Annotated in this window: 18 protein-coding genes; 12 read left to right on the forward strand and 6 right to left on the reverse strand. The window is 69.4% G+C overall.

Translation table 11 applies throughout. The features are described from left to right. Positions 1-19 precede the first annotated feature (19 nt). From ABTZ89_RS00520 to ABTZ89_RS00560, 9 genes are all read left to right on the forward strand, one after another. The gene (locus tag ABTZ89_RS00520) at positions 20-1,012 is read left to right on the forward strand and encodes a glycosyltransferase (protein ID WP_351038549.1); all 993 of its coding nucleotides are present in this window, start codon (positions 20-22) and stop codon (positions 1,010-1,012) included. After that, a complete protein-coding gene (locus ABTZ89_RS00525) occupies positions 1,009-2,058 on the forward strand; it encodes a GNAT family N-acetyltransferase (RefSeq protein WP_351038551.1) in 1,050 nt (349 codons plus the stop codon). The genes ABTZ89_RS00520 and ABTZ89_RS00525 overlap by 4 nt, the downstream gene beginning before the upstream one ends. Before the next feature lie 63 nt (positions 2,059-2,121). After that, the gene (locus ABTZ89_RS00530) at positions 2,122-3,393 is read left to right on the forward strand and encodes a nucleotide sugar dehydrogenase (RefSeq protein WP_351038553.1); all 1,272 of its coding nucleotides are present in this window, start codon (positions 2,122-2,124) and stop codon (positions 3,391-3,393) included. Then, positions 3,390-4,190, forward strand: coding sequence for a phosphatase PAP2 family protein (locus ABTZ89_RS00535; protein ID WP_351038555.1), 801 nt, complete (start codon positions 3,390-3,392; stop codon positions 4,188-4,190). Before ABTZ89_RS00530 ends, ABTZ89_RS00535 begins: the two co-directional genes overlap by 4 nt. Positions 4,191-4,353: 163 nt before the next feature. Next, on the forward strand, positions 4,354-5,058 hold the full coding sequence (locus tag ABTZ89_RS00540) for a GumC domain-containing protein (RefSeq protein ID WP_270946749.1): 705 nt from the start codon (positions 4,354-4,356) through the stop codon (positions 5,056-5,058). Continuing rightward, complete coding sequence (murJ, locus tag ABTZ89_RS00545) at positions 5,055-6,656, forward strand: murein biosynthesis integral membrane protein MurJ (protein ID WP_351038557.1); 1,602 nt, start codon at positions 5,055-5,057, stop codon at positions 6,654-6,656. Before ABTZ89_RS00540 ends, murJ begins: the two co-directional genes overlap by 4 nt. Positions 6,657-6,724: 68 nt before the next feature. Further along, positions 6,725-8,095, forward strand: a complete 1,371-nt coding sequence (locus tag ABTZ89_RS00550; RefSeq protein ID WP_351038559.1) for a hypothetical protein — start codon at positions 6,725-6,727, stop codon at positions 8,093-8,095. A gap of 200 nt (positions 8,096-8,295) precedes the next feature. Continuing rightward, positions 8,296-9,129, forward strand: coding sequence for a glycoside hydrolase family 18 protein (locus tag ABTZ89_RS00555; protein WP_351038561.1), 834 nt, complete (start codon positions 8,296-8,298; stop codon positions 9,127-9,129). A gap of 48 nt (positions 9,130-9,177) precedes the next feature. Further along, positions 9,178-10,524, forward strand: coding sequence for a phenylacetate--CoA ligase family protein (locus ABTZ89_RS00560; protein ID WP_351038563.1), 1,347 nt, complete (start codon positions 9,178-9,180; stop codon positions 10,522-10,524). Positions 10,525-10,560: 36 nt separating this feature from the next. Here ABTZ89_RS00560 and ABTZ89_RS00565 read toward each other — a convergent pair whose 3' ends face one another. The 4 genes from ABTZ89_RS00565 to efeU all read right to left on the reverse strand — a co-directional run bounded on the left by ABTZ89_RS00565 (position 10,561) and on the right by efeU (position 14,749). Further along, the gene (locus ABTZ89_RS00565) at positions 10,561-11,253 is read right to left on the reverse strand and encodes a class I SAM-dependent methyltransferase (RefSeq protein WP_351038565.1); all 693 of its coding nucleotides are present in this window, start codon (positions 11,251-11,253) and stop codon (positions 10,561-10,563) included. A gap of 312 nt (positions 11,254-11,565) precedes the next feature. Continuing rightward, entirely contained in the window at positions 11,566-12,795 is a 1,230-nt protein-coding gene (gene efeB / locus ABTZ89_RS00570; protein WP_270946743.1) for an iron uptake transporter deferrochelatase/peroxidase subunit, read from the reverse strand. Next, positions 12,792-13,901, reverse strand: coding sequence for an iron uptake system protein EfeO (gene efeO, locus ABTZ89_RS00575; protein WP_351038567.1), 1,110 nt, complete (start codon positions 13,899-13,901; stop codon positions 12,792-12,794). Before efeO ends, efeB begins: the two co-directional genes overlap by 4 nt. Then, entirely contained in the window at positions 13,898-14,749 is an 852-nt protein-coding gene (gene efeU / locus ABTZ89_RS00580; RefSeq protein ID WP_351038569.1) for an iron uptake transporter permease EfeU, read from the reverse strand. Before efeU ends, efeO begins: the two co-directional genes overlap by 4 nt. Before the next feature lie 570 nt (positions 14,750-15,319). On the opposite strand from efeU, the gene ABTZ89_RS00585 reads away from it, so the two are divergent. The 3 genes from ABTZ89_RS00585 (at position 15,320) to ABTZ89_RS00595 (ending at position 17,543) form a co-directional block, all read left to right on the forward strand. Then, complete coding sequence (locus ABTZ89_RS00585; protein ID WP_351038571.1) at positions 15,320-15,574, forward strand: biotin/lipoyl-containing protein; 255 nt, start codon at positions 15,320-15,322, stop codon at positions 15,572-15,574. A gap of 57 nt (positions 15,575-15,631) precedes the next feature. After that, entirely contained in the window at positions 15,632-16,711 is a 1,080-nt protein-coding gene (locus ABTZ89_RS00590; protein ID WP_351038573.1) for a J domain-containing protein, read from the forward strand. Positions 16,712-16,856: 145 nt separating this feature from the next. Continuing rightward, positions 16,857-17,543 carry a dienelactone hydrolase family protein gene (locus ABTZ89_RS00595; protein WP_270946738.1) on the forward strand — a complete coding sequence of 229 codons (687 nt, stop codon included), beginning with the start codon at positions 16,857-16,859 and terminating at the stop codon, positions 17,541-17,543. Positions 17,544-17,645: 102 nt separating this feature from the next. Here the strand turns inward: ABTZ89_RS00595 and ABTZ89_RS00600 are convergent, their stop codons facing one another. Beyond that, the gene (locus tag ABTZ89_RS00600; protein ID WP_351038575.1) at positions 17,646-18,806 is read right to left on the reverse strand and encodes an NAD(P)/FAD-dependent oxidoreductase; all 1,161 of its coding nucleotides are present in this window, start codon (positions 18,804-18,806) and stop codon (positions 17,646-17,648) included. Next, positions 18,803-20,242: a sodium:solute symporter family protein gene (locus ABTZ89_RS00605; RefSeq protein ID WP_351038577.1), complete on the reverse strand. Its 1,440-nt coding sequence runs from the start codon at positions 20,240-20,242 to the stop codon at positions 18,803-18,805. Before ABTZ89_RS00605 ends, ABTZ89_RS00600 begins: the two co-directional genes overlap by 4 nt. Positions 20,243-20,257: the final 15 nt, after the last annotated feature.

The following is a 20,257-nucleotide window of genomic DNA, read 5'->3' on the forward strand; positions in this document are numbered from 1 at the left end:
CGCAGATTCTGGAGATCCGATGACCACGTTGTTCGTCGCCACCACCGGTGGCCACCTGACCCAGCTCGAAGGTCTGGCCGACCGGCTCCCGCCGGACGGTGACGCGCTGTGGATGACCCCGTCCAACGCGCAGAGCACCTCCCTGCTCGCGGGGCGGGACGTCGAGTTCATCCACGACGTCAACAGCCGCGACCTCTGGGGCGTGCTGCGCTGCGTGCCGATCGCGCACCGGCTGTGGCGGAAGCGCAAGCCGACCCGCGTGGTCTCCACCGGCTCGGGCATCGCGGTGGGAGTCCTGCCGTACCTGGCGCTTCGCGGCGTCGAGTGCCACTACATCGAAAGCGCGGCGCGGGTCAGCGGACCTTCGCTCACCGGGCGCATCCTGCGCTGGGCACCGGGGGTCCGGGTCTACACCCAGCACCCGTACTGGGCTCGCGGCCCTTGGCACTACGGCGGCAGCCAGTTCGACCGCTACGAGGCGGTGACCGCGACGCCTCGGATCGGCGACCGGATCCGCGTCGTGGTCACCGTCGGGGGTTCCCAGTTCCCGTTCCGGCGCCTGATCGCCGCCCTGGTGCCGCTGCTCGCCAGCGGGGGTGCGCTGGAGCGCGCACTGGGGCGCCCGGTCGACGTCCTGTGGCAGACCGGGGCCGGCCAGGTGGCGGACCTGCCCATCGACCCGACCCCGTTCCTGCCCGCTGCCGACCTCAAGGCCGCGGTATCCGCGGCGGACATCGTGATCAGCCACGCCGGAACCGGATCCGTCGTCACAGCGCTCGACGCGGGCCGGTCACCGGTCCTGATCGCCAGGGAGGCACGCCACGGCGAGGCCACCGACGACCACCAGCGCGAGCTGGCCGGCGAACTGGATCGCCGGGGCCTGGCCCGGCACCGCGATGCGGGTTCGATCACCCCCGACGACCTGATGGCCGCGCTGACCACGTCGGTGCGGCAACGGCAGTCACCAGCACCGTTCGCACTGCGTTCGCGATCCAGTCGGAGAAGCTCATGACCACGATTGCTCCCATCACCACCGTCGATCCGCGCAAGGACGAGCTCTGGCGCACCCTGGCCACGGGTGAGCACGGAGACCTGTTCACCTCGCCACCGTGGATCGACGCGGTCTGCTCGACCTACGGATTCACCCCGGCCGCGCGGATCGCGCTGGACGCCGACGGCACGCCGCGGGGTGGGCTGGCCTGGGTTCCGGTTTCGGACCTCCGCGGAGACAGGTTGTGCAGCCTGCCGTTCTCCGACTGGGCCGATCCGGTCGCACCGGACACCGCGACCTGGAACGCGCTCGTGGACGGCCTGATCGAACCGGGCACCAGCCTGACCTTGCGCTGCCTGCACGCGGCGGAACCCGTCGCGGATCCCCGGTTGCGGATCACCGGCGAAACCGTCCAGCACACCACCCGGATCGATGCGCCGATCGAGGACATCCACCGCAGGATCGACCAGGCAGCCCGGCGGAACATCGCCAAGGCCGAACGCGGCGGCATCCGCGTCGAGGCGATCAGCGGCATCCGCGGTGTGCAGCAGTTCCACCAGCTCCAGGTCGGCTTGCGGAAGCGGAAGTACCGCATGCTGGCCCAGCCCGTCGAGTTCTTCGAGAACATCTGGGACAGGTTCAGCGCGGACTGCTCGGTGGTGACCATGCTCGCCCGGCACGCCGAGGACACCGTGGCAGGCGTGGTCTTCCTGGCCTGGAACGGAATCCTGCACTGCAAGTTCGCGGCGTCCCGACCCGACTACCTGGCCATGCGACCCAACGACGCCGTCTACTGGGCAGGTATCCGCTGGGCCGCCGAACGCGGCATGCGCGCCGTCGACTGGGGCGCCAGCGATGTGGACCAGCCCGGCCTGATCCGCTTCAAGAGCAAGTACGCGACCGACGAGAAGCGCATCGTCGCCCTGAAGTCGGCCGGTGAACCGTCGCCGGCACAAGCCGAGGCGGGCCGGGTGCTCGGCGACATCACCCGGCTGTTCACCGACGAGTCGGTTCCGGACCGGATCACCGACGAGGCCGGGGCTCTGCTGTACCGGTACTTCTGCTGATTCCGCAGTTCCACCACCGCAACGAATCTCCGCGAGCGCGCAGCTCGTGCGAGGAGGGGGAAAATGATTACCAGCACAGGCCACCGCGTGGTCGTCATCGGGCAGGGCTACGTGGGGCTGCCCCTCGCGATGCGCGCCGTCGAAGTCGGTTTCGACGTGGTCGGTTTCGACACCGACAAGAACCGCGTCGACCTGCTCGGCCGGGGGAGCACGTTCATCGACGACATCGGGGACGCCGAGCTCGCCGCGGCACTGGCTACGGGCAGGTACCTGCCCACCAGCGACCACAGCGCGATGGAGGGGTTCGACACGGCCGTGGTCTGCGTGCCGACACCGCTGCGCGAAGGCGCTCCCGATCTGGACTGCATCGAGCAGGCCGCGCGGACGCTCGCCGGCCACGTCACGCCGGGCTGCTGCGTGATCCTGGAATCCACCACGTACCCGGGCACGACCGACGAGGTCTTCCTGCCCATCCTGGAGGCCGGTTCAGGGCTGCGCGCGGGTGTGGACTTCGCCGTCGGCTACAGCCCGGAGCGGATCGACCCGGGCAACCCGGCCTGGCAGTTCCACAACACACCCAAGATCGTGTCCGGTGTGGACGGTCGATCGCTGCGCGCGGTGCAGGAGTTCTACGACCAGCTCGTCGACCGCACCGTTGCGGTGCGGGGCACCCGCGAGGCCGAGCTGACCAAGTTGCTGGAGAACACCTTCCGGCACGTCAACATCGCGCTGGTCAACGAACTGGCCATGTACTGCCACGGATTGGGCGTGGACGTGTGGTCGGTGATCGACGCGGCGGCCAGCAAGCCGTTCGGGTTCATGCGGTTCTCCCCGGGGCCCGGCGTCGGCGGCCACTGCCTGCCGATCGACCCGTCGTACCTGTCCTGGCAGGTCCGCCGTTCGCTGGGGAAGGCCTTCCGGTTCGTCGAAATCGCCAACGACGTCAACGAGCACATGCCGGACTACGTCGTGGCCCGCGCCGTGGAGCACCTCAACCGGCGGCACATGGCGGTCAACGGGAGCCGGATCCTGCTCCTGGGCCTCTCGTACAAGGCCAATTCGAGCGACGCGCGGCTGTCCCCGGCGATGGGCGTGGCCAAGCGCCTGCACGCACTCGGTGCCGAGTTGCGCGCGGTCGATCCGCTGATCGACGAGGCGGAGGTTCCGGTGGAGGTGGCGATCGTGCCGTGGGGCCCGGAGCAGATCGAGCGCGCGGACCTGGTGATCGTCCTGACCGACCACGACGCGTTCGACTGGGTGCTGCTGGAGCGCCACGCCGATCGGGTCTTCGACACGCGCAACCGGCTCCGCGCCGCTGAGGTGGAGCGGCTGTGAAAGCCGACCGGGTTCCTCGCGCGGACGTCGGCGAGGAAGAGCGGGCCGGGCCATCGCCGAACGCAGCCGGGCCGGTGGTGCGGCGATCGGTGCTGATCGCACCGCCGCTCAGGTGGCCCTTGGCGCTGGTCGCGGGTGCGTGCCTGCTGGTCCTGGTCGCGCTCAGCGTGCGCTACGCCGGGCACACCGAGCCGAGTGCTCTCGACCTCGCCGCTCAGCGCTGGTTGCGAGCGCACATCGCCGATCAGCACATCGGAGCACTGCACGAGATCGGCGAACTCGGGAACCACCGACCCGCGCTGGCGGCGACCGCCCTCATCTGCGGTATCGGATATCTCAGCGGTCGCTGGAAGCAACTGCTGCTCCCGGCGATCGGCCCGCCTGCGGCCATCGTCCTCAGCCAGCTGCTGAAACCGCTGATCGGCCGCACGATCAACGACTACTGGGCCTTGCCCAGCGGACACACCACCGCCCTGGTCGCTCTCCTGACGACCGCGGGCGTGATCTGGTTCCACCGCACGAGCATCACCGTCACGGTGCTCAGCGGACTGGCCTTCTTCGGCCTCGGCTGCGTGACCACCGCCATGGCCACGTCCATGACCTCGCTGAACCTGCACTACGCCACGGACATCGTGGCGGGAGGTTGTCTGGGCTTCGCAGTCGTGGTCGCGGTGGCTCTGGCGCTGGACCACCTCGACGGGAACAGGTGGCGGGTTCCGCTGCGCTTCGCTCGCCGGACGACATCGAGGAACTCGACACCGACTTGCACTGCGAAACATCGAGGAGCGACGAAGTGACCCAGGCCTGCGACGTACTGAAAGGTGCATGACCATGACCGACCTGCGCGATTCCGCAATGAAGAACGGGCATTTGAGCCTTGGATCTCCGTCCGCGGCTCCTAGCGGAAAGGCTGAGCACGGACCCTCCGACAACGCACGGGTGTCCCTTCCCAGGCGATTGGTGACCAGGCTGGCTGTCGTCGCCGCCGTGATCGTGCTGCTGGGCACCGGGATCGGCCTGGCGAGCGCGTTCGTACTACCCGCGCAGTACGCGGCTCGCGCGGAGATCCTCTACGAGGTCAGTTCGGAGAAACCCTCCGAATTCCTGCGCCAGGACCGCGGTTTGACGACCCAGCTGGTGATGTTGCACAGCAGGCGGGTGCTGGGGCCGGTGGCCGCGAGCGAGCACATCCGGGTCGAGGACCTGGAGAAGCAGGTTTCCAGCGTGGTGCTCTCGGAGAGCGAGGTCATCCAGGTCGAGGCGCGAGCGGACTCGCCCGAGGCAGCGATCCGGCGTTCGAAGGCCGTCGTCGACGGCTACCTGCGGGAAGCGCAGCGGAACAGCACGTCCAATGCGGACCAGTACCTGCGTGAACAGCTGGCTTCCGTGCAGCAGGACCTGACCGCGGCGAGGGCCGGGCAGTCTCCCAGCGCCACGGGTCTCGCCGACCGCGAGCAGCAGTTGTTGAGCCAGATCGACAAGCTCAACGCCGAGCAGGGCGGCGGTCCGCAACTCCTGACGCAGCCGTACCCGGTCGACCAGCAGGTCAGCCCGCAGCCGTGGCTCACCACCTTGACCGGGGCGCTGGCCGGACTCCTGGTAGCGGCCGGGGTCGTCGCGGTGGCGGCGCGTCGCTGGACCCGGGCGGTGAGGTACGTCCCATGACCAGCAGCCGGCAGTCCGACTACGCCACCGGGACGGCTCGGCATTCCGCCCTGGTAGCGGGAGGAACGCTGATCAGCCGGCTGACCGGGCTGGTCCGAATCGTGGTCATCGGCGCGGTGCTGGGCCCCACCTACTTCGGGAACAGCTTCGTCACCGCCAACCTCCTGCCGACGCAGGCGTACTTGCTGATCGCGGGCCACGCGCTCGCGCCGATGATCGTCCCGGCCGTCCTCCGGGCCACCGCGCAACGCGGACCGGCCCACGCGACCGAGTTGCTCGGACGCGTCGGCGGATTCCTGGTCACCGCGTCCGGCGCGATCACCGGGCTGCTCCTGATCACGTCGCCGCTGCTGGCGTGGGTTCTCACCTTCGGCATCGACGATCCGGTGGCTCGCGGTACGGCACAAGAACTCACGGTGGTGATGATCCTGCTGATGGCGCCGCAGGTGATGTGCTACACCGCAGCCGCTTTCGGGACTGCGGCCCAGCAAGCGCGTGGGCGGTTCGTGCTGGCCGCCGTCGCGCCGGTCGTGGAGAACCTCGTCGTGATCGGTGTGGTGCTGTTCGCCGGCGCGATGTGGGGCACGGGCCTGGAGGTCGGTGACGTTCCGCTCGGGCTCCTGCTGACCTTGAGCATCGGCAGCACGCTGGCGGTTGTCGCACATGCTTGTGTGCAGCTGTTCGGTGCTGCCCGGGTGGGGCTACCGGTGCGACCGCGGATGCAGTGGCGGGCGGATCCCGAGACCGTGGACGTCGCGCGGCGCATCGGCAAGTCGGTGACCGTCGCGATCACGCCGACCGCGGGCATGCTCCTCCTGGTGGCGGCCGGAACGACGGTGCCGGGCGGGGCCATCGTGGTGCAGACCGCTTACCTGGCGTACAGCAGTGCGCTGGCGTTGGGCTCGCGGGCGGTGTCCACTGTGATCCTTCCCGGGATGTCCGCTGCGGTGGAACGTGGTGACAGCACCGGATTCGCGGCTGCGTGGCGCAAGGCGCTCAGCTACGCGGCGATCACCGGTCTGCCGCCGCTGCTCCTGCTGGGCATGCTCTCCCACCCGATCGCCACGGCGCTCGCCCACGGCGAACTCCGCTCCGCTGCCCTGATCGACCAACTCGCCGGGTGCCTGGTCGTGGTCGGGTTGGCCCAGCTGGTGGCGGGTGTGCACCTGATCGGCCGCCAAGCGCTGTACGCGCGGCTGGACATCGTCGGGCCGCGGCGTGGTGCTGCGATGACCCTCGGCGTCAGCTTCGCGGTTGTCGTCGGATCGCTGTTCACGCCGCCTGGTGAGGTTCGACTGGTGATCCTGTGCGTGGCCTTGTTCGCCGGAGAGCTGGCCGGGGTGACCCTCGTGCTGGCCAGGTTGCGCCGTGCGATCCGCTCCGAGCGGTTGGTGGAGTGGACGGAGATCGTGGGCGTGGTGGCCGCGGCCGTCGCGATGGTCCCGGTCGTGGTCGTCGGGCGGTGGTTCCTCGATTCCCAAGGGGTCGACCAGATCGGAACGGTCGCGATGTTGGGGGTGTGCGGGTTGCTGGCGCTGGCGATCTACGCGTTGGTGTTGCGAACGAGTATGAATCTGTGGACAGGACGTACCTCATGACTGCAGCGACTCCACTGCTGGCGGTTCGTTCAACGCACGCGCGTTGGGCCATATCCGCGCTGATGTGCATGACGTTCGCCGGACTGCTCAGCCTGCTCGCCGGTCCGGCGGCACTGGGTGTGCTCGGGGCCATCGGCTTGGTCGCCGGCGCGGCCTACCGGCCGATCTACGCCACTTATGCCTACGTTCTGCTGTTGCCGTTCGTCGCGGGACTCGGCCGTGGCACGCTGATCCCGTTGGTGCGGCCGAACGAGGCACTGCTCGCCCTGTTGCTGCTGGGTGCCGCTGTGGGCGCGTACGTGCGGTTCCTCCGCGGCGCCTCGGTGCGGATTCGCTTGCGACCACTGGATGTTCCACTCATCGCCTTCGTTCTGTTGAGCACGGTGTGGCCGCTGGAATCGATGCTGTTGCGAGGCGTCCCACCGGCAGCCTCCGACATCATGGCGGTGGCGCCGGTGTGCAAGCTGGTCGCTTTGCTGCTGCTGGTGCGCTGCACCGTCCTGTCGGAGGAGCAGCTGGTCCGCTGCATGCGGCTGATCGTGTGGTCGGCGGCGGCGACCGGGCTGATCGCGGTGCTGCAGGTGTTGCAGTTTCCGCCGGTGGTGTCGGCGCTGGACTCGATGTGGTCGTCCGATTCCGCAGCGCTCGCCGAACGCGGCACCTCGACGTTGAGCTCCTCGATCGCGACCGGCGACTACCTCGTCATCGGACTGACGTTGATGGTCGCCTGTGCCGTGCGGGGTAATGTCGGACGCCGGGAGGCGACGCTGCTGGGGCTCGTCTTCGGCGCCGGTGTGCTCGCGACCGGCCAGTTCTCCACCTGGATTTCCGTGGTGGTGGTCGGTGTCGTGGTGCTGCGCCGCTTTCCGGGCATTCGCCGGAAGATGCTCCGGATCGCGCCGGTTGCCGCCATCGCGCTGGTGGTCGGCGCGCCCGCGTTCCTCACCCGGTTGTCGGAGTTCGGCACGAGAGGCGTTCCCCAGAGCTGGTACGGGCGGTGGGACAACCTCGTCACCTTCTACTTGCCGCATCTGACCGATTTCGGCTTCGTCTTGGGAATTTCGCCGAACTCGGTGCTGCGCGCACCGGAGACCTGGCGCGAGGAGATCTACCTCGAATCCGGGTACCTGCACTTCCTGTGGGTGGGCGGCATTCCGCTGCTGCTCGGGTTCATCTGGCTTTCGATCGCGGTGCTCCGCGGAACCGCACTGCTGCGGTCGCGCAACGACGTGGTCGGAGCGTATGCGACCGCGCTCGAAGCGTTCTGGTGGACGATCCTGGTCCTCTCCGTCATCGACATCCACCTGGTGATGCGTGGCGTGGGCGATCTGGTGTTCGTGCTGCTGGCGATCGTCTCGGCACGTCTGGGAGGAGATCGCGCCCCGGTCACCACGCCGGCCGAAAGGACCAACGCGATTGCCGGACCATCCACGTGGTGACGCGGCATTCGCCTGCAGCAGCGGAAGGAGAAGCTCACATCATGCCGAAGATAGGCGCGTGTCTCGCCGCTCTCGCCATCGGTTGGGCGTGCATCTCTTGCGGAACGCACAGCAACGACGTTTCCCGGGGTCCGGCCGCGGTGACTTCGTCGCCATATCTCTTCTTCGGGTGGGGCGACCCCCCTGACCCGGTTGCGGTGATGAAGGAAACCGGCGTCAAGGCGTTCACCCTCGCTTTCATCCTCGCCGGCAACGGCTGCGATCCCGCATGGGACGGCGAACGGCCGCTGGACGGCGACGATGCCGCTCAGATCAAGAGGATCCGCGACGCGGGCGGTGATGTCGTCGTTTCCATGGGAGGCAGCGACAAGGAGGGGCGGAAGCTGGGCGAGGTCTGCCCGGACGAGCAGTCCCTGGCGAACGCGTACCAGAAGGTCATCGACGCCTACCAGCTCAAAGCGATCGACATCGACATCGAGAAGGGTGAATTCGAATCGCCCGCGGCGCAAGATCGCGAACTCGGCGCGCTGAAGATCCTCAAGCAGCGGAACCGCGACCTGAAGACGATCGTGGTGTTCCCGGTGGATCGCTCGGGTCCGAACGACGACGGCAAGCGGCTCATCCGGCGAGCGCACGAGATCGGCTCCGACATTGACGTCTTCACGATCATGCCTTTCGCGTTCGGGGGCACCGACATGACCCGCGACACGATCTCGGCCACCGAAGGGCTCGCGAGGGAGATCGCCGGCACCTTCGCGATACCGCTCGAAGAGGCGTACCGCAAGGCCGGGATATCGTCGAAGAACGGGGGAGTCGAGGAAACCGTGTGGTTGAAGGACTTCCACAACTTCCTGGACTACGCCACCGATCGCCGCCTCGGCCGGTTCACCTTCTGGGCGGTCAACCGCGACCGTCCCGGTGACCCGAGCGATGACTCGGGGAGCGGGATCCCCCAGCGGGATTGGGACTTCACCAAGGTCGTGGCGCGCTACCCCGGAGCTCTCGTCGATCCGGCCCGAGAACCGCAGAACTGATCCTGTCCGCCGCAAAAGATTTGCTGATCGAACAGTCCGGGAGGTCGGATGATGTCCTCGTTGCGCCCGCGCGTGGTCTCCGCCGTTACGCGCGGTGTTGTGGAGCCCGTTCTCCGGGCTCCCTACCTGAGCACGGCGCGATGGTTGCCGGAGTTCTTCGCATGGTCCGAGCACGAGCGGCGAGCTTGGCAGCGGGACCGGTTGCGCGCCGTCTTTGGACACGCGCAGGCAGAGGTGCCGTTCTACCGCGACGTGCTGGCCGGGCGCAGCGTGGACGAGGTGGATCTCGCCGAGCTCCCCGTGGTCGACAAGGCGATGATGCGGCAACGCATGGACGACTTCTTGAGCACCGACTGGCGGGGCATTCCGCACATCGCCAAGAAGACCGGTGGTAGTACCGGCGAACCGTTCCAGTACCCGCTCGACAAGCGCGCCTGGACGCACATCTACGCGGCGAACCTGTACTTCTGGGAAGGCACCGGCTACCGCTACGGGGACCGCCTGGTACTGCTGGGCAATCCGCCCTCGTTGCAGTCCGAGAGCGAGGGTGTGAAGTCTCGCTTGCGGGCTCATCTGGAGGGCCGCGTGGTCTCTGCGACCGGATGGATCATCGACCGGGAGACGAGCCTGGAACGCGCACTCACCGCGGGGCGCGCGCGAGGAGCGCTCTGGTACGGATACGCGAGCACTGTCGCGGCGATGGCCGACGCCGTGCTGGAAGCGGGTGTGCGCGTGCCGCCGCCGATGGCGATCGTCACGACAGCCGAGCCGTTGTTCCCGACCTGGCGCGAGCGCATCGAGCAGGCCTTCGACGCGCCACTGCGCGATCAGTACGGGTGCAACGACGGCGGCATCATGTCGCAAGGATGCTCGCACGGTCGGCTGCACATCGCCGAGAACGTGTCGATCGTCGAGATCCTCGACGGCGCCGGACGCCGGTGTCGACCGGGCGAGGAGGGTGACGTGGTGGTGACGAACCTGCACGCCCGGACGCTGCCGTTCTTGCGGTACCGCGTCGGGGACCGAGCAGTGCTCGGAGCGGGGACGTGTCCTTGCGGCACGGGAGGCACGTTCCTGGAGCGGGTGGCCGGTCGGCAGGGAGATGCGTTGCACTTGCCGAACGGCAGGCGCGTTTCCATGCTCTCGCTCGTCCGGTGCTTCCGCGATGCCCGCCACGTGCGTCGCTACCAGTTCGTCCAGCCCGAGGCCGGTCTCGTCCAAGTGCGCCTTGAGGTGGAACCGGGTTTCGACGCGGACGAGCGCTCCAAGCTGCTCGGCAAAGTTCGACGGCTGGTGGACGGCGCAGTCGAAGTCGCCCTGATGACCGACGAGCCGATGGAACGCACCCGGGGCGGCAAACACCGCGTGGTCGTGCGGACCTTCGACGCCGCGTGACCTCGAAGCGTCACGGCCGCTGAGGGCGTCGACCCCTCAGGTTCGGTTCCCCTTCCTCGCCGTGACGAGAACCCACGGGCTCAGCAGGGCCAGGCGGTCGAGCCCGGTGGCCTTCTCCAGCTTTGCGGCCACCGGGATGAGGCGGGAATCGCTGGCGCGGCTGAACGGGAACCAGCACAGGCCTTGTTCGGAGCAGATTTCGAAGCCCGCGGCGCGCAGCTTGCGCCGCAATGCGTGGTACGAATGGCCGTAGAACGGATGCGGTTTGCGGTCGCGCAGCCGGGAGACGGCGCAGGCGGCGAGCCCTCGTGGTGAGCTGCGGTTCCACGCGGTCGCAACGAGCATCCCGCCTGGAGCGAGCACCCGAGCAGCTTCCTCGGCGAACCATTCGCTGCTGACCACTGCGATGACTTCGATGCACAGGGCGAGGGAGACCGACGCGTCCGCCAGCGGGAGCCTCGTATCGCTCGGGTTCACCCGGATGCATTGGACCTGCGGTAGTTGTTCGGTGCACAGGCGGATCGCGTCGTCGTCCACATCGGTGCAGGTGACCTTCCACCCTCTGCGCTCGAGCACGCGGGCCCAGCGGCCTCCGTCGCATCCGATGTCCAGAGCGCGTCCTGGGGCGCCGACCTGATCACCGGCGAGCACGATCGCCCGCTCCTCCTCGGCGGTGATGTAGCGGCCCCAACGGGATTCGGCGACTCGTTCCCAGTAGGTCAATGCCATGGGACTTCCCACCTCCGTGACCGACGCCGCTGCCGGCGTTTCCGACACGAGCCGGTCCCATGCGTCGAGAGCGCTTCGCCATCCGATTCGCGCACAGGTGGCCGATTGCCATTCGACGGGAGTTTAAGCCGCGGTGGGCAGCCGGGCAGACCGATCTGCGACGACGCCACCAGCTGCCATTCTTGTGGGTTACCAGCGCGTTTTCCCAGCGCCTGGGGGGTGAGGTGTCCTTCGAACACCGCTGCGGATGCAGGTGCTCGAACCGAACGCGGCGGCCCGCGCTCCGGCGGAGTGCGGGCCGTCCAGGAGGGCTCACGCGAACAGGCTCTGGCCCCAGTGCTCGCCGGGTTGGACCCCGGGTGGGCAGGCGAAGATCGCAGAACCGTTGTGCTCCAGGTACTCCGACATCGCGTCCTTCTTGGCCAGCAGGTTCTGGACCGGGATGAACTGGGTGCGCGGGTCCCGGTTGAAGCACACGAAGAACAGCCCGGCGTCCAGGCGGCCGAGGCCGTCGGAACCGTCGGTGAAGTTGTAGCCGCGGCGCAGCATGCGCGCCCCGCCGTGCCGCTCGGGGGCGGCGAGGCGGATGTGCGCGTTGTCGGCGATCAGCGGTTCGCCGTCCGAGCCCTTCGCCTTCAGGTCGACCGGGGCGAACTCCTCGGCCGCGCCGTGCGGCGCGCCGCTGCCCTTGGTGCGGCCGACGATGGCCTCCTGCTCGGTGAGCGGGGCGCGGTCCCAGGTCTCGATGTGCATCCGGATCCGGCGGGCCACCAGGTAGCTCCCGCCCGCCATCCACTGTGGACCATCACCCGGCTGCACCCAGACGTGCTGGTCCAGCTCGGCGGTGTCCTCGGCTTTGAGGTTGTTGGTGCCGTCCTTGAAGCCGAAGAGGTTGCGCGGCGTGGTCTGCGACCGCGAGGTGGTGGAGGTCCGGCCGAAGCCGAGCTGCGACCAGCGCACCGCCACCCGGCCGAAACCGATGCGCGCCAGGTTGCGCACCGCGTGCACCGCCACCTGCGGGTCGTTCGCGCACGCCTGCACGCACAGGTCGCCGCCGCTGCGTGCCGGGTCGAGGTTGTCGCCGGGGAAGTGCGGCAGGTCGGCCAGCGCGGGCGGACGGCGGTCGGCCAGGCCGAACCGCCCGTCGAACAGCGACGGCCCGAACCCGATCGTGAGCGTCAGCGAGGAGGCGGGCAGGTCCAGCGCCTCCCCGGTGTCGCCCGGTGGGGCTTCTGCCACGCCGCCGACCGCGCCGTTCTCGACCGCTTCCAGCCCGGCCGTCATCCGCTCGGCCGCCTGCGTCCACTCGCGCAGCAGGTCGACCAGCTCGCCGCGGTCGGTGGTGGTCACGTCGAAGGCCACGAAGTGCATCCGGTCCTGGGCGGGGGTGGTGATGCCCGCCTGGTGCGCACCGCGGAACGGCTCGACCTGAGCGGGCTCGCCCTGGCGCCCGGTGAAGTAGCCGGCTCCGGCGCCCGCGCCGGCGATCGCGAGCGCGCCGCCGGTCATGCCGAACAACCGGCGGCGCGACACCCCGGTCATTTCGCGACCGCGCCCGCGGTCTGGCTCAGCGGCTCGCTGAGCGCGTCGACGGCGGCCGCCAGCTCGCGGACCTGGTCGGGGTTGAGGTCGGTGTAGGGCTTGAAGCCCTCGCCGTCCCGGTAGCGGCCCAGCAGGCCGTTCACCGCGGCGAACTTCTCATCCAGGGTCGCCAGCAGCTTCGGGTCCTTGCCGGTCAGCACCGGTCGCAGTGAGGTGATCACCTGCTGCGCACCGTCCACATTGGCCTGGAAGTCCCACAGGTCGGTGTGCGAGAAGATCTCCTCCTCGCCGGTGACCTTGCCGGTGGCGACCTCGTCGAGCAGGCCCTTGGCGCCGTTGGCCACGCCGGTCGGGGTCAGCTCCACGGTCCGGGACTGCGCCACCAGGTCGCGGACGTCGGCCATCAGCCGGTCGGCGATGGCGGCGGAGTCGGGCTGCAGCCCGGTGACCCACAGGTCCTTCTCCAACCGGTGGAACCCGGTGAACTCCTGGCCGGGCTCCAGGTCGGCCTCGCGGCCGTCGATCTTGGGGTCCAGGTCGCCGAAGCTCTCCGCGACCGGCTCGATGCGCTCCCACGGTTCGCGGGCCTGGGCGTAGAGCTGCTTGGCGCGCTCGACGTCACCGGCCTTGACCGCGTCGACGAACTGCCCGGTCAGCTTCTCGATCTCCCCGGCCTGCTCGTCGACGTAGCCCTTGTAGGCCGCCACGGCCTGCGCCGCCGCGCCGTCCTGGGCGGCGGCCGCGCCGGTCACGGTGAAGTCGGAGCGGATGCCGTCGCCCTGCATCCCCGGCTTGCACGCGGCGGTGTACTTGCCGCCCTGCGGGACCTCGGCGACGAGCTGGCGGGTGAGCCCGGGGCCGATGTTCTCGACCTCGCTGATGATCCGGTCGCCCTCGCCGTAGAGGTAGAACTCGGTGACCTGGCTGCCGCCGTTGGTGACCTGGAAGTGGATGGTGCCTGCCGGGGCGGACGCCGCGGAGAGCGTGCACGCGTCGTCGGTGGCCTGCACGGTGATGGCATCGGGGGAGCCCTGCTGCGAGCCGCAGCCGGCGAGCAGGGTGGCGCAGAGCGCGGCGGGGACCAGGACGCGGGTGTGGTTGCTCATTCGGTCACTTCCGAGGAGGTGGCGGCGGGCTGGACGGCAGCGGTGCCGCGGTGCGGGCGGAGGAACAGCGGGAGCACGACCACGACGTAGCCGAGCCAGGCGATGGCTTCGACGACCGTGGTCTGCGGCGAGAAGTTGAAGATGCCCTTGAGCAGCGCGCCGTACCACGAGGTCGGCGAGACGTAGGCGCTCACGTCGAAGGCGAGGGTGTGCAGGCCCGGCAGCAGTCCGGCCTCCTGCAGGTCGTGCAGGCCGTAGGCGAGGACTCCGGCGGCCACGAAGACCAGCAGCACGCCGGTGACGGTGAAGAACTTCGAGAGGTTGATCCGCACGGCCCCGGCGTAGAACAGGAACCCGAGCAGGACCGCCAGCGCGATGCCGACGACGAAGCCGATCAGCGGCAGCACCGTGCCGCCGCCCGCCGACTGCACGCTGGAGAAGAAGAACACGGCCGTCTCCATGCCTTCCCGGCCGACCGAGAAGAACGCCACGGTGATCACCGCGGCCGGGCCGAGCTCCAGCGCCCCGTCGAGCTGGCCGCGCAGCTGTGCGGCCAGGGTGCGGCCGGCCTTGCGCATCCAGAAGATCATCCCGGTGACGAACACGACGGCGACGATCGAGGCGATGCCGCCGAAGGCCTCCTGGGCTTCGAAGCTCAACGACGCCGCGGTGTAGGTCAGCAGCGCGCCGAGGCCGACCGACAGCGCCACCGCGACCGCGACGCCGATCCAGACCAGCGGCAGGGCCCGGCGGCGTTCGGTGCGGACCAGGAAGGCGACCAGGATGCTGACCACCAGGACGGCTTCCAGGCCTTCCCGCAAGCCGATCAGGGCATTACTGAGTAGCATTCACGTTTCCCTCTTCGTGCGACTGCGGGTGACCGGAAACCTAGGTAAGGCTCACCTTGGTGTCAAACAAGTGTGAACACCGCGACTCCGCGGCGCGATTTTTCCTCCCGTAAGGTCGTTTCATCCGCTTTGACCAGGCGATTCGTCCTGAGTGCGAAATGTGCGAAAAGTGTCGACCCGGCGATGTCCGGTCCGTCCTGGTTGAGGTGCGGCGAGCCGTCCGTCACGTTGGGCCCCCGCGGCGCCGAACTTCGGCTAGGGTGATCCACGGCACCGGTGGGTCGATCCCGCCGGTCGATGGACTTGGCGGTGTCGGACGAGTCGTCCGGAGCTCCCTCCCGGCTCCGGACCGCGAATCCGGCGGTGCACCGCACAGCTAGCCGAGCCGGTTCGAGGCGCCACCGAGGACCGAGCCCGGCTGTTCCGGGTGGTCAAAAGGGAGGGGCGGCCCCGCCGTCCCGGCCATCCGCGTGGAAGAGCCCGCTGACCTGGAGGTCAGCGGGTTTTTTCGCGTTCGGGGTGCGCATGCGCGAGTGGCGGTCGGCGCTCGCCGCGCGCACGGTTACCAGCATGTCCACAGTCAAGGCCCAGCAGCCGGGCGTGTTCTACCGGCGACCGGCTCCCGAATCCGACCCGTACGTGAGCGAGGGCGGCCACGTCGACGCGGGCCAGACCATCGCCGTGATCGAGGCGGTCAAGACCTACAACCCGGTCAAGGTCGACAACCCGGGCACGGTGCGCCGGTTCCTGCTCGCCGACGGCGCCCACGTCACCCGAGGGCAGGACGTTGCGGAGCTCGTCGACGAAACACCCCAACGCGGTTGATCTTGCCTCCGGCGCAAGCCCTATCATGGCCGCGCAGTCGTGGGAGGCGGGAGGGCCGTGCGCGGGGTCGACTATTACGAGCTTCTCGGCGTGCAGCCGGATGCGAGCGCCACCGAGATCAAGTCCGCGTACCGGACGTTGGCCCGCAGCATGCACCCCGACGTCGGTGGCACTGCGGGAACCTTCCGCCTGCTGCAAGAGGCCTACGAAACCCTCAACGATCCGGTGCGCCGCGCGAGCTACGACGGCGGTGCGCAAGAGCGGCGCGCTCCGGAGCCCAAGGTCCGCCGTCCCCGCCGGAACTTCGGCGACGACCCGAACTACGTGCCGCGGTTGCCCCGGCTGCGCCTGGACGACATCGCGTGGTGGGACGGCGTCGACCCGGACGCGCGCATCCGCTACCTGCCGGTGGTCGGCCCGGAGCGGATGCCCACGCTCGCGCTGGTCGGCGGCTGGTCGCTGCTGCTGATGGCGGGGCTGGCCGTCGATCTGACCGCCGCGCTGCTGGCCGGTTGGCTCGCGCTGCTGGTGGCGGCCGGGGCGGTGATCGTGGTGCTGCTGCGCAAGCACATCCGCGCGCACCGCGCCGACCGGTTGTTCGCCGCGGACTTCGGCGGGCGCCGGACCTTCGGGTCGCACGACACCGCTGATCCGGCCAACCGCGCGCAGCAGCTGACCGCCGATCTGTGCGCCAAGTACCTGACCCGGTTGCCCGGGGTGCGGGTGTTCCACGGCCTGGCCTGGCCCGGCTCGGTGTTCGAAGACGTCGACCACGCGGTGCTGTGCGGGCGCCGACTGGTGCTGGTGGAGTCCAAGACCTGGCTGCCCGGCCACTACACGGCCGACGAGGAAGGCACGTTGTGGCGCAACGGGCACCCGTTCCGCGGTGGCGCGACCCGGCTGACCGAAGGCGTCGAGGCGTTCGAGGAACTGCTGCCCGGCGTCGAGGTGCGCGGCGCGGTGCTGATCTACCCGAGCCGTTCCGGTGAGGTGACCACCGTGGAGCAGGACGAGCAGGTCTCGCCGATGACCCCGGCGCAGTTCGTCCGCGAGATCGGCCGCTGGCTGGCCGAGGATCCGGCCACCGTGGACCGCGAAGCGTTCACCGCCGTCCTCGATCAGGTCATCGCCGACTGATCGGCGGTTGGCAGCCGGGGCGCACCTCGATACGGTGTTGATCTTGCCGGGGGCTTCGGCGCCCCGGCAGAGCGCGTGCGATCAGCCTGGCCCGGCGCGACCATGTGCCGGTCAGCCCACCGGTCCCGGTCAGAGGAGTGCCAAGGTGACGAACCCCCACCAGAACGTCAGCTTCCCCAGCAACGGGCGCACCGCGCACGGCTACCTGGCGACACCGTCCGGAACCGGGCCGGGCGTGGTGGTGATCCAGGAGTGGTGGGGGCTGACCGACCACGTCGCGGACGTGGCGAACCGGCTGGCGGCAGAGGGATTCGTCGCGCTCGCCCCGGACCTCTACGGCGGGCACACCACCCACGACGGCAAGGAGGCCGCGCGGCTGATGCAGCAGCTGCCGGTCGACCGAGCGGCCCGGGACCTGGCGGGTGCGGTCGACTTCCTGCTGGGGCACGAGCAGGTGAGCAGTTCGTCGGTGGGTGCTGTCGGGTTCTGCATGGGCGGCAAGTTCGCGATCGTGCTCGCTGCGCAGCAGGGCGACCGGGTCGGCGCCGCGGTGCCGTTCTACGGCATGCCTTCGGTGGCCGACACCGACTTCTCCGGTCTCACCGCCCCGATGCTGTGCCACTTCGGCGAGTACGACCGCACGATCAGCGAGGACGCGGTCGGCGAACTCCGCGACAAGATCCAGCAGCAGTCGCAGGTCCGCCCGCAGATCTACTTCTACCCGGCGGGCCACGCCTTCTTCAACGACCAGAACCCCGCCTCGTACCACGAGGAATCCGCCCAGACGGCCTGGCCCCGCACCCTCGACTTCCTCCGCCGCCACCTCACCTGATCGTGCCCCGGTTTTCCCAGGTGGTCGTCGATTTCGCGAGAAGTCGACCAGCCTCGTCCCGCTCGGGTGGTGAGCCGGGATCGCCACCCGAGCGGGGCTGGATCACTGCTGGCCGGCGAAGCGGGCCGGTTTCAGCGGCGGCAGGTCGGACTGGCCGATCAGGCGTTGGGGGCGGAAGTCGGCGAGCGCGTCCTCCTGGTTGCCGGTGAGCAGTTCCCGGGCGGCCAGGCGACCGAGCAGCGGGCCGAGGGTGATGCCGCTGTGGGTCGCCAGGGTGTAGATCTTGGCGCTGTCGCTCAAGAATCCGGCGACCGTGAGGCCGTCGGCGGGCATGGCGCGCTGGCCGACCCGGAAGGACTCCAGGCCCGCGCCTTCGGTGCCTGCCAGGAGGTCGTTCAGGCGGTTGCACAGGGTTCGGGCGTGGTCGCCGTCGGGGGACGGCGGGTTGGCCGGATCCGCGTCCGCGTCGAGGTCCAGGCCTTGCAGGATCAGGCGACCTGCGCCGTCCGGGCGGACGTTGAGGTTCGGCGTGGTCAGCACCCGGTCCAGGCGGGTCGCGACCGGGCGGGTGAAGCCGAGCAGGCCCACCGTCGCCGATCCCGCCGCGTCCGGGTCGGCCATCGGGACGCGGTATCCGGCCGATGCGGTCAGGGTTTCGGTCCAGCGACCGGTCGCGAGCACCACCGCGTCGAAATCGGCGGTGCCGTCGGACAGCTCGAGCCGCACCCCGCCGTCCACTTCGGACACACCGAGCACCGTTGCCGGGCAGCGGAGTTCGGCTCCGCGATCCCGCGCCTCACCCCACAGCCGGGCCACCAGCAGCGCCGGGAAGATGTGCCCCTCGGTCGGGTAGAACGCGATGTCCTGGACCCCGCTCGGCACCCGCAGGTCGGGCACGAGTTCCCGGGCCCGTTGCGGGGTGATCCAGGAGACCGGGTAGTCGCGCCCGATGAGGTCCGCGACCGACGCGGCCAGCCGCTCGGCGCCCGCCGGGTCCTCCGCCCACTCCAGGTTTCCGCTGCGCACCAACCAGTTCGCCCGGGATTCCGCCGCCAGCTCGTCGTGCTCGGCCATCCCCGCGGTGTTCAGGTCGTGGTACGAGCGCGGTTCCTTGCTGTGCGAGTTCGTCCAGGCGAACGACGTGCCGGTGGTTCCGGCGAGCGGCGCGGCGGCCTCGAAGACCGTCACCTCCGCACCGGCCAGCGCCAGCGCGCGGGCAGTGCTGGCCCCCAGCACGCCGAGACCGATAACAGCGACCTTCATGCTTCCCTCACCAGTTCCTTCGCGGGGGTCGGAGTGCGCTTCTCAGAAGTCGTCGCGGCCAACAGCAGCAGCACCGCGGCCGACGCCCCGATGCCGTACACCGCGTACGGCACGGTCGTGTCGAGCACTTGCGCGACGCCGCAGCCGATGATGCCCGCGATCATGCTGCCGAGCGCCGCGACCGGCTTCAACCGGCGGTGCTTGTGCAGCAGGTAGCCGAGGAAGATCGGTGCGGCCAGTGCCGCGGCCGAGTAGGCGTAGGTGGCCACCAGCCAGGAGAGGGCCTTCGGGAACACGACCGCCAGCACTGCCGCGAGCACCGACACCGCAACGGTGATCAGCCGGGACAGCGCAACGGTCTTGCGCTCACCGGTCTGCTTGCCCGCGATGTTCTGGTAGACGTCGCGGATCAGGTTGACCACCACGGACTGCAGCGCCGCGCCGCTGGTGGCCACGATCGTCGACACCAGGAACGCGCCGAAGACCACCAGCATCCAGGACGGCAGCTGGGTGAGCAGCCAACCGGCGGCGTCCTCCTCATCGGCCAGGTTCGGGTTCATCGAGCGCACCGCCAGTCCGATGCAGCCCGCGTAGACACCGCTCACGAGCATCGTGATCCCGGACAGCCCGAGGCCGAGGCGGGCGTCGGAGATCTTCTTGGTGGCGAACACGCGCTGGTAGTAGAGCTGGTTCGTCAGGGTCCCCGGCACGATCGCGGCGATCCACAGCCAGATCTGCTGCCAGCCGACGGCGGTCACCCCTTCGAGGGCCCACAGCCGCTGCGGGACGGTTTCGGTGATGTGCGTCCAGCCGCCGGCCAGGTGGATCCCGTAGATCGCCACCCCGATCGCCATCACGATCTTGAACAGGCCGAACACGAAGTCGGCCCACGCCACCGAGGTCAACCCGCCGGGCAGTACGAACACCAGCGACCCGAGCATGATCACGGCGACGAGCACGGGCATCGAGATCCCGGTCAGCTGGCCGAACAGCTGCGCGAAGGCGACGAACTGGGTGGCCAGCCAGCCGAAGGGCACCACCAGGGCGGCCAGCGCGGCGATCGCGGTGACCGCCCGGTTCTGCCCGAACAGGCGGGTGATGACATCGGGCACGGTGGTGAACCGCTGCTGGCGCAACCACCGCGCGATGAGCATCAGCAGCAGGAAGCCGACGAGCACGCAGGCCTCGTAGACGAACACCGACCACCCCGACTTGTAGCCGATGCCGACGTGGGCGATGAGCACGCCACCGCCCGCGGCAGCGGCGAACTGGGTGATGACGACGACGAACAGCGGCAGCGACTCGGTGGCGCCGAGCCAGTCCTGCGAGGTCTTCGCCTTGCGTCCGAAGTAGACGGACATGGCGGCACCGAGGCCGATCACCACCAGGCTGGCGATGATGACCCCGGCTATCTGTCCGGTGGATCCTGTGGGCATGGTTCGCCTCCGGTG

The sequence above is a fragment of the Saccharopolyspora sp. NPDC002686 genome, assembly GCF_040295745.1.
Lineage (GTDB): Bacteria > Actinomycetota > Actinomycetes > Mycobacteriales > Pseudonocardiaceae > Saccharopolyspora > Saccharopolyspora oryzae.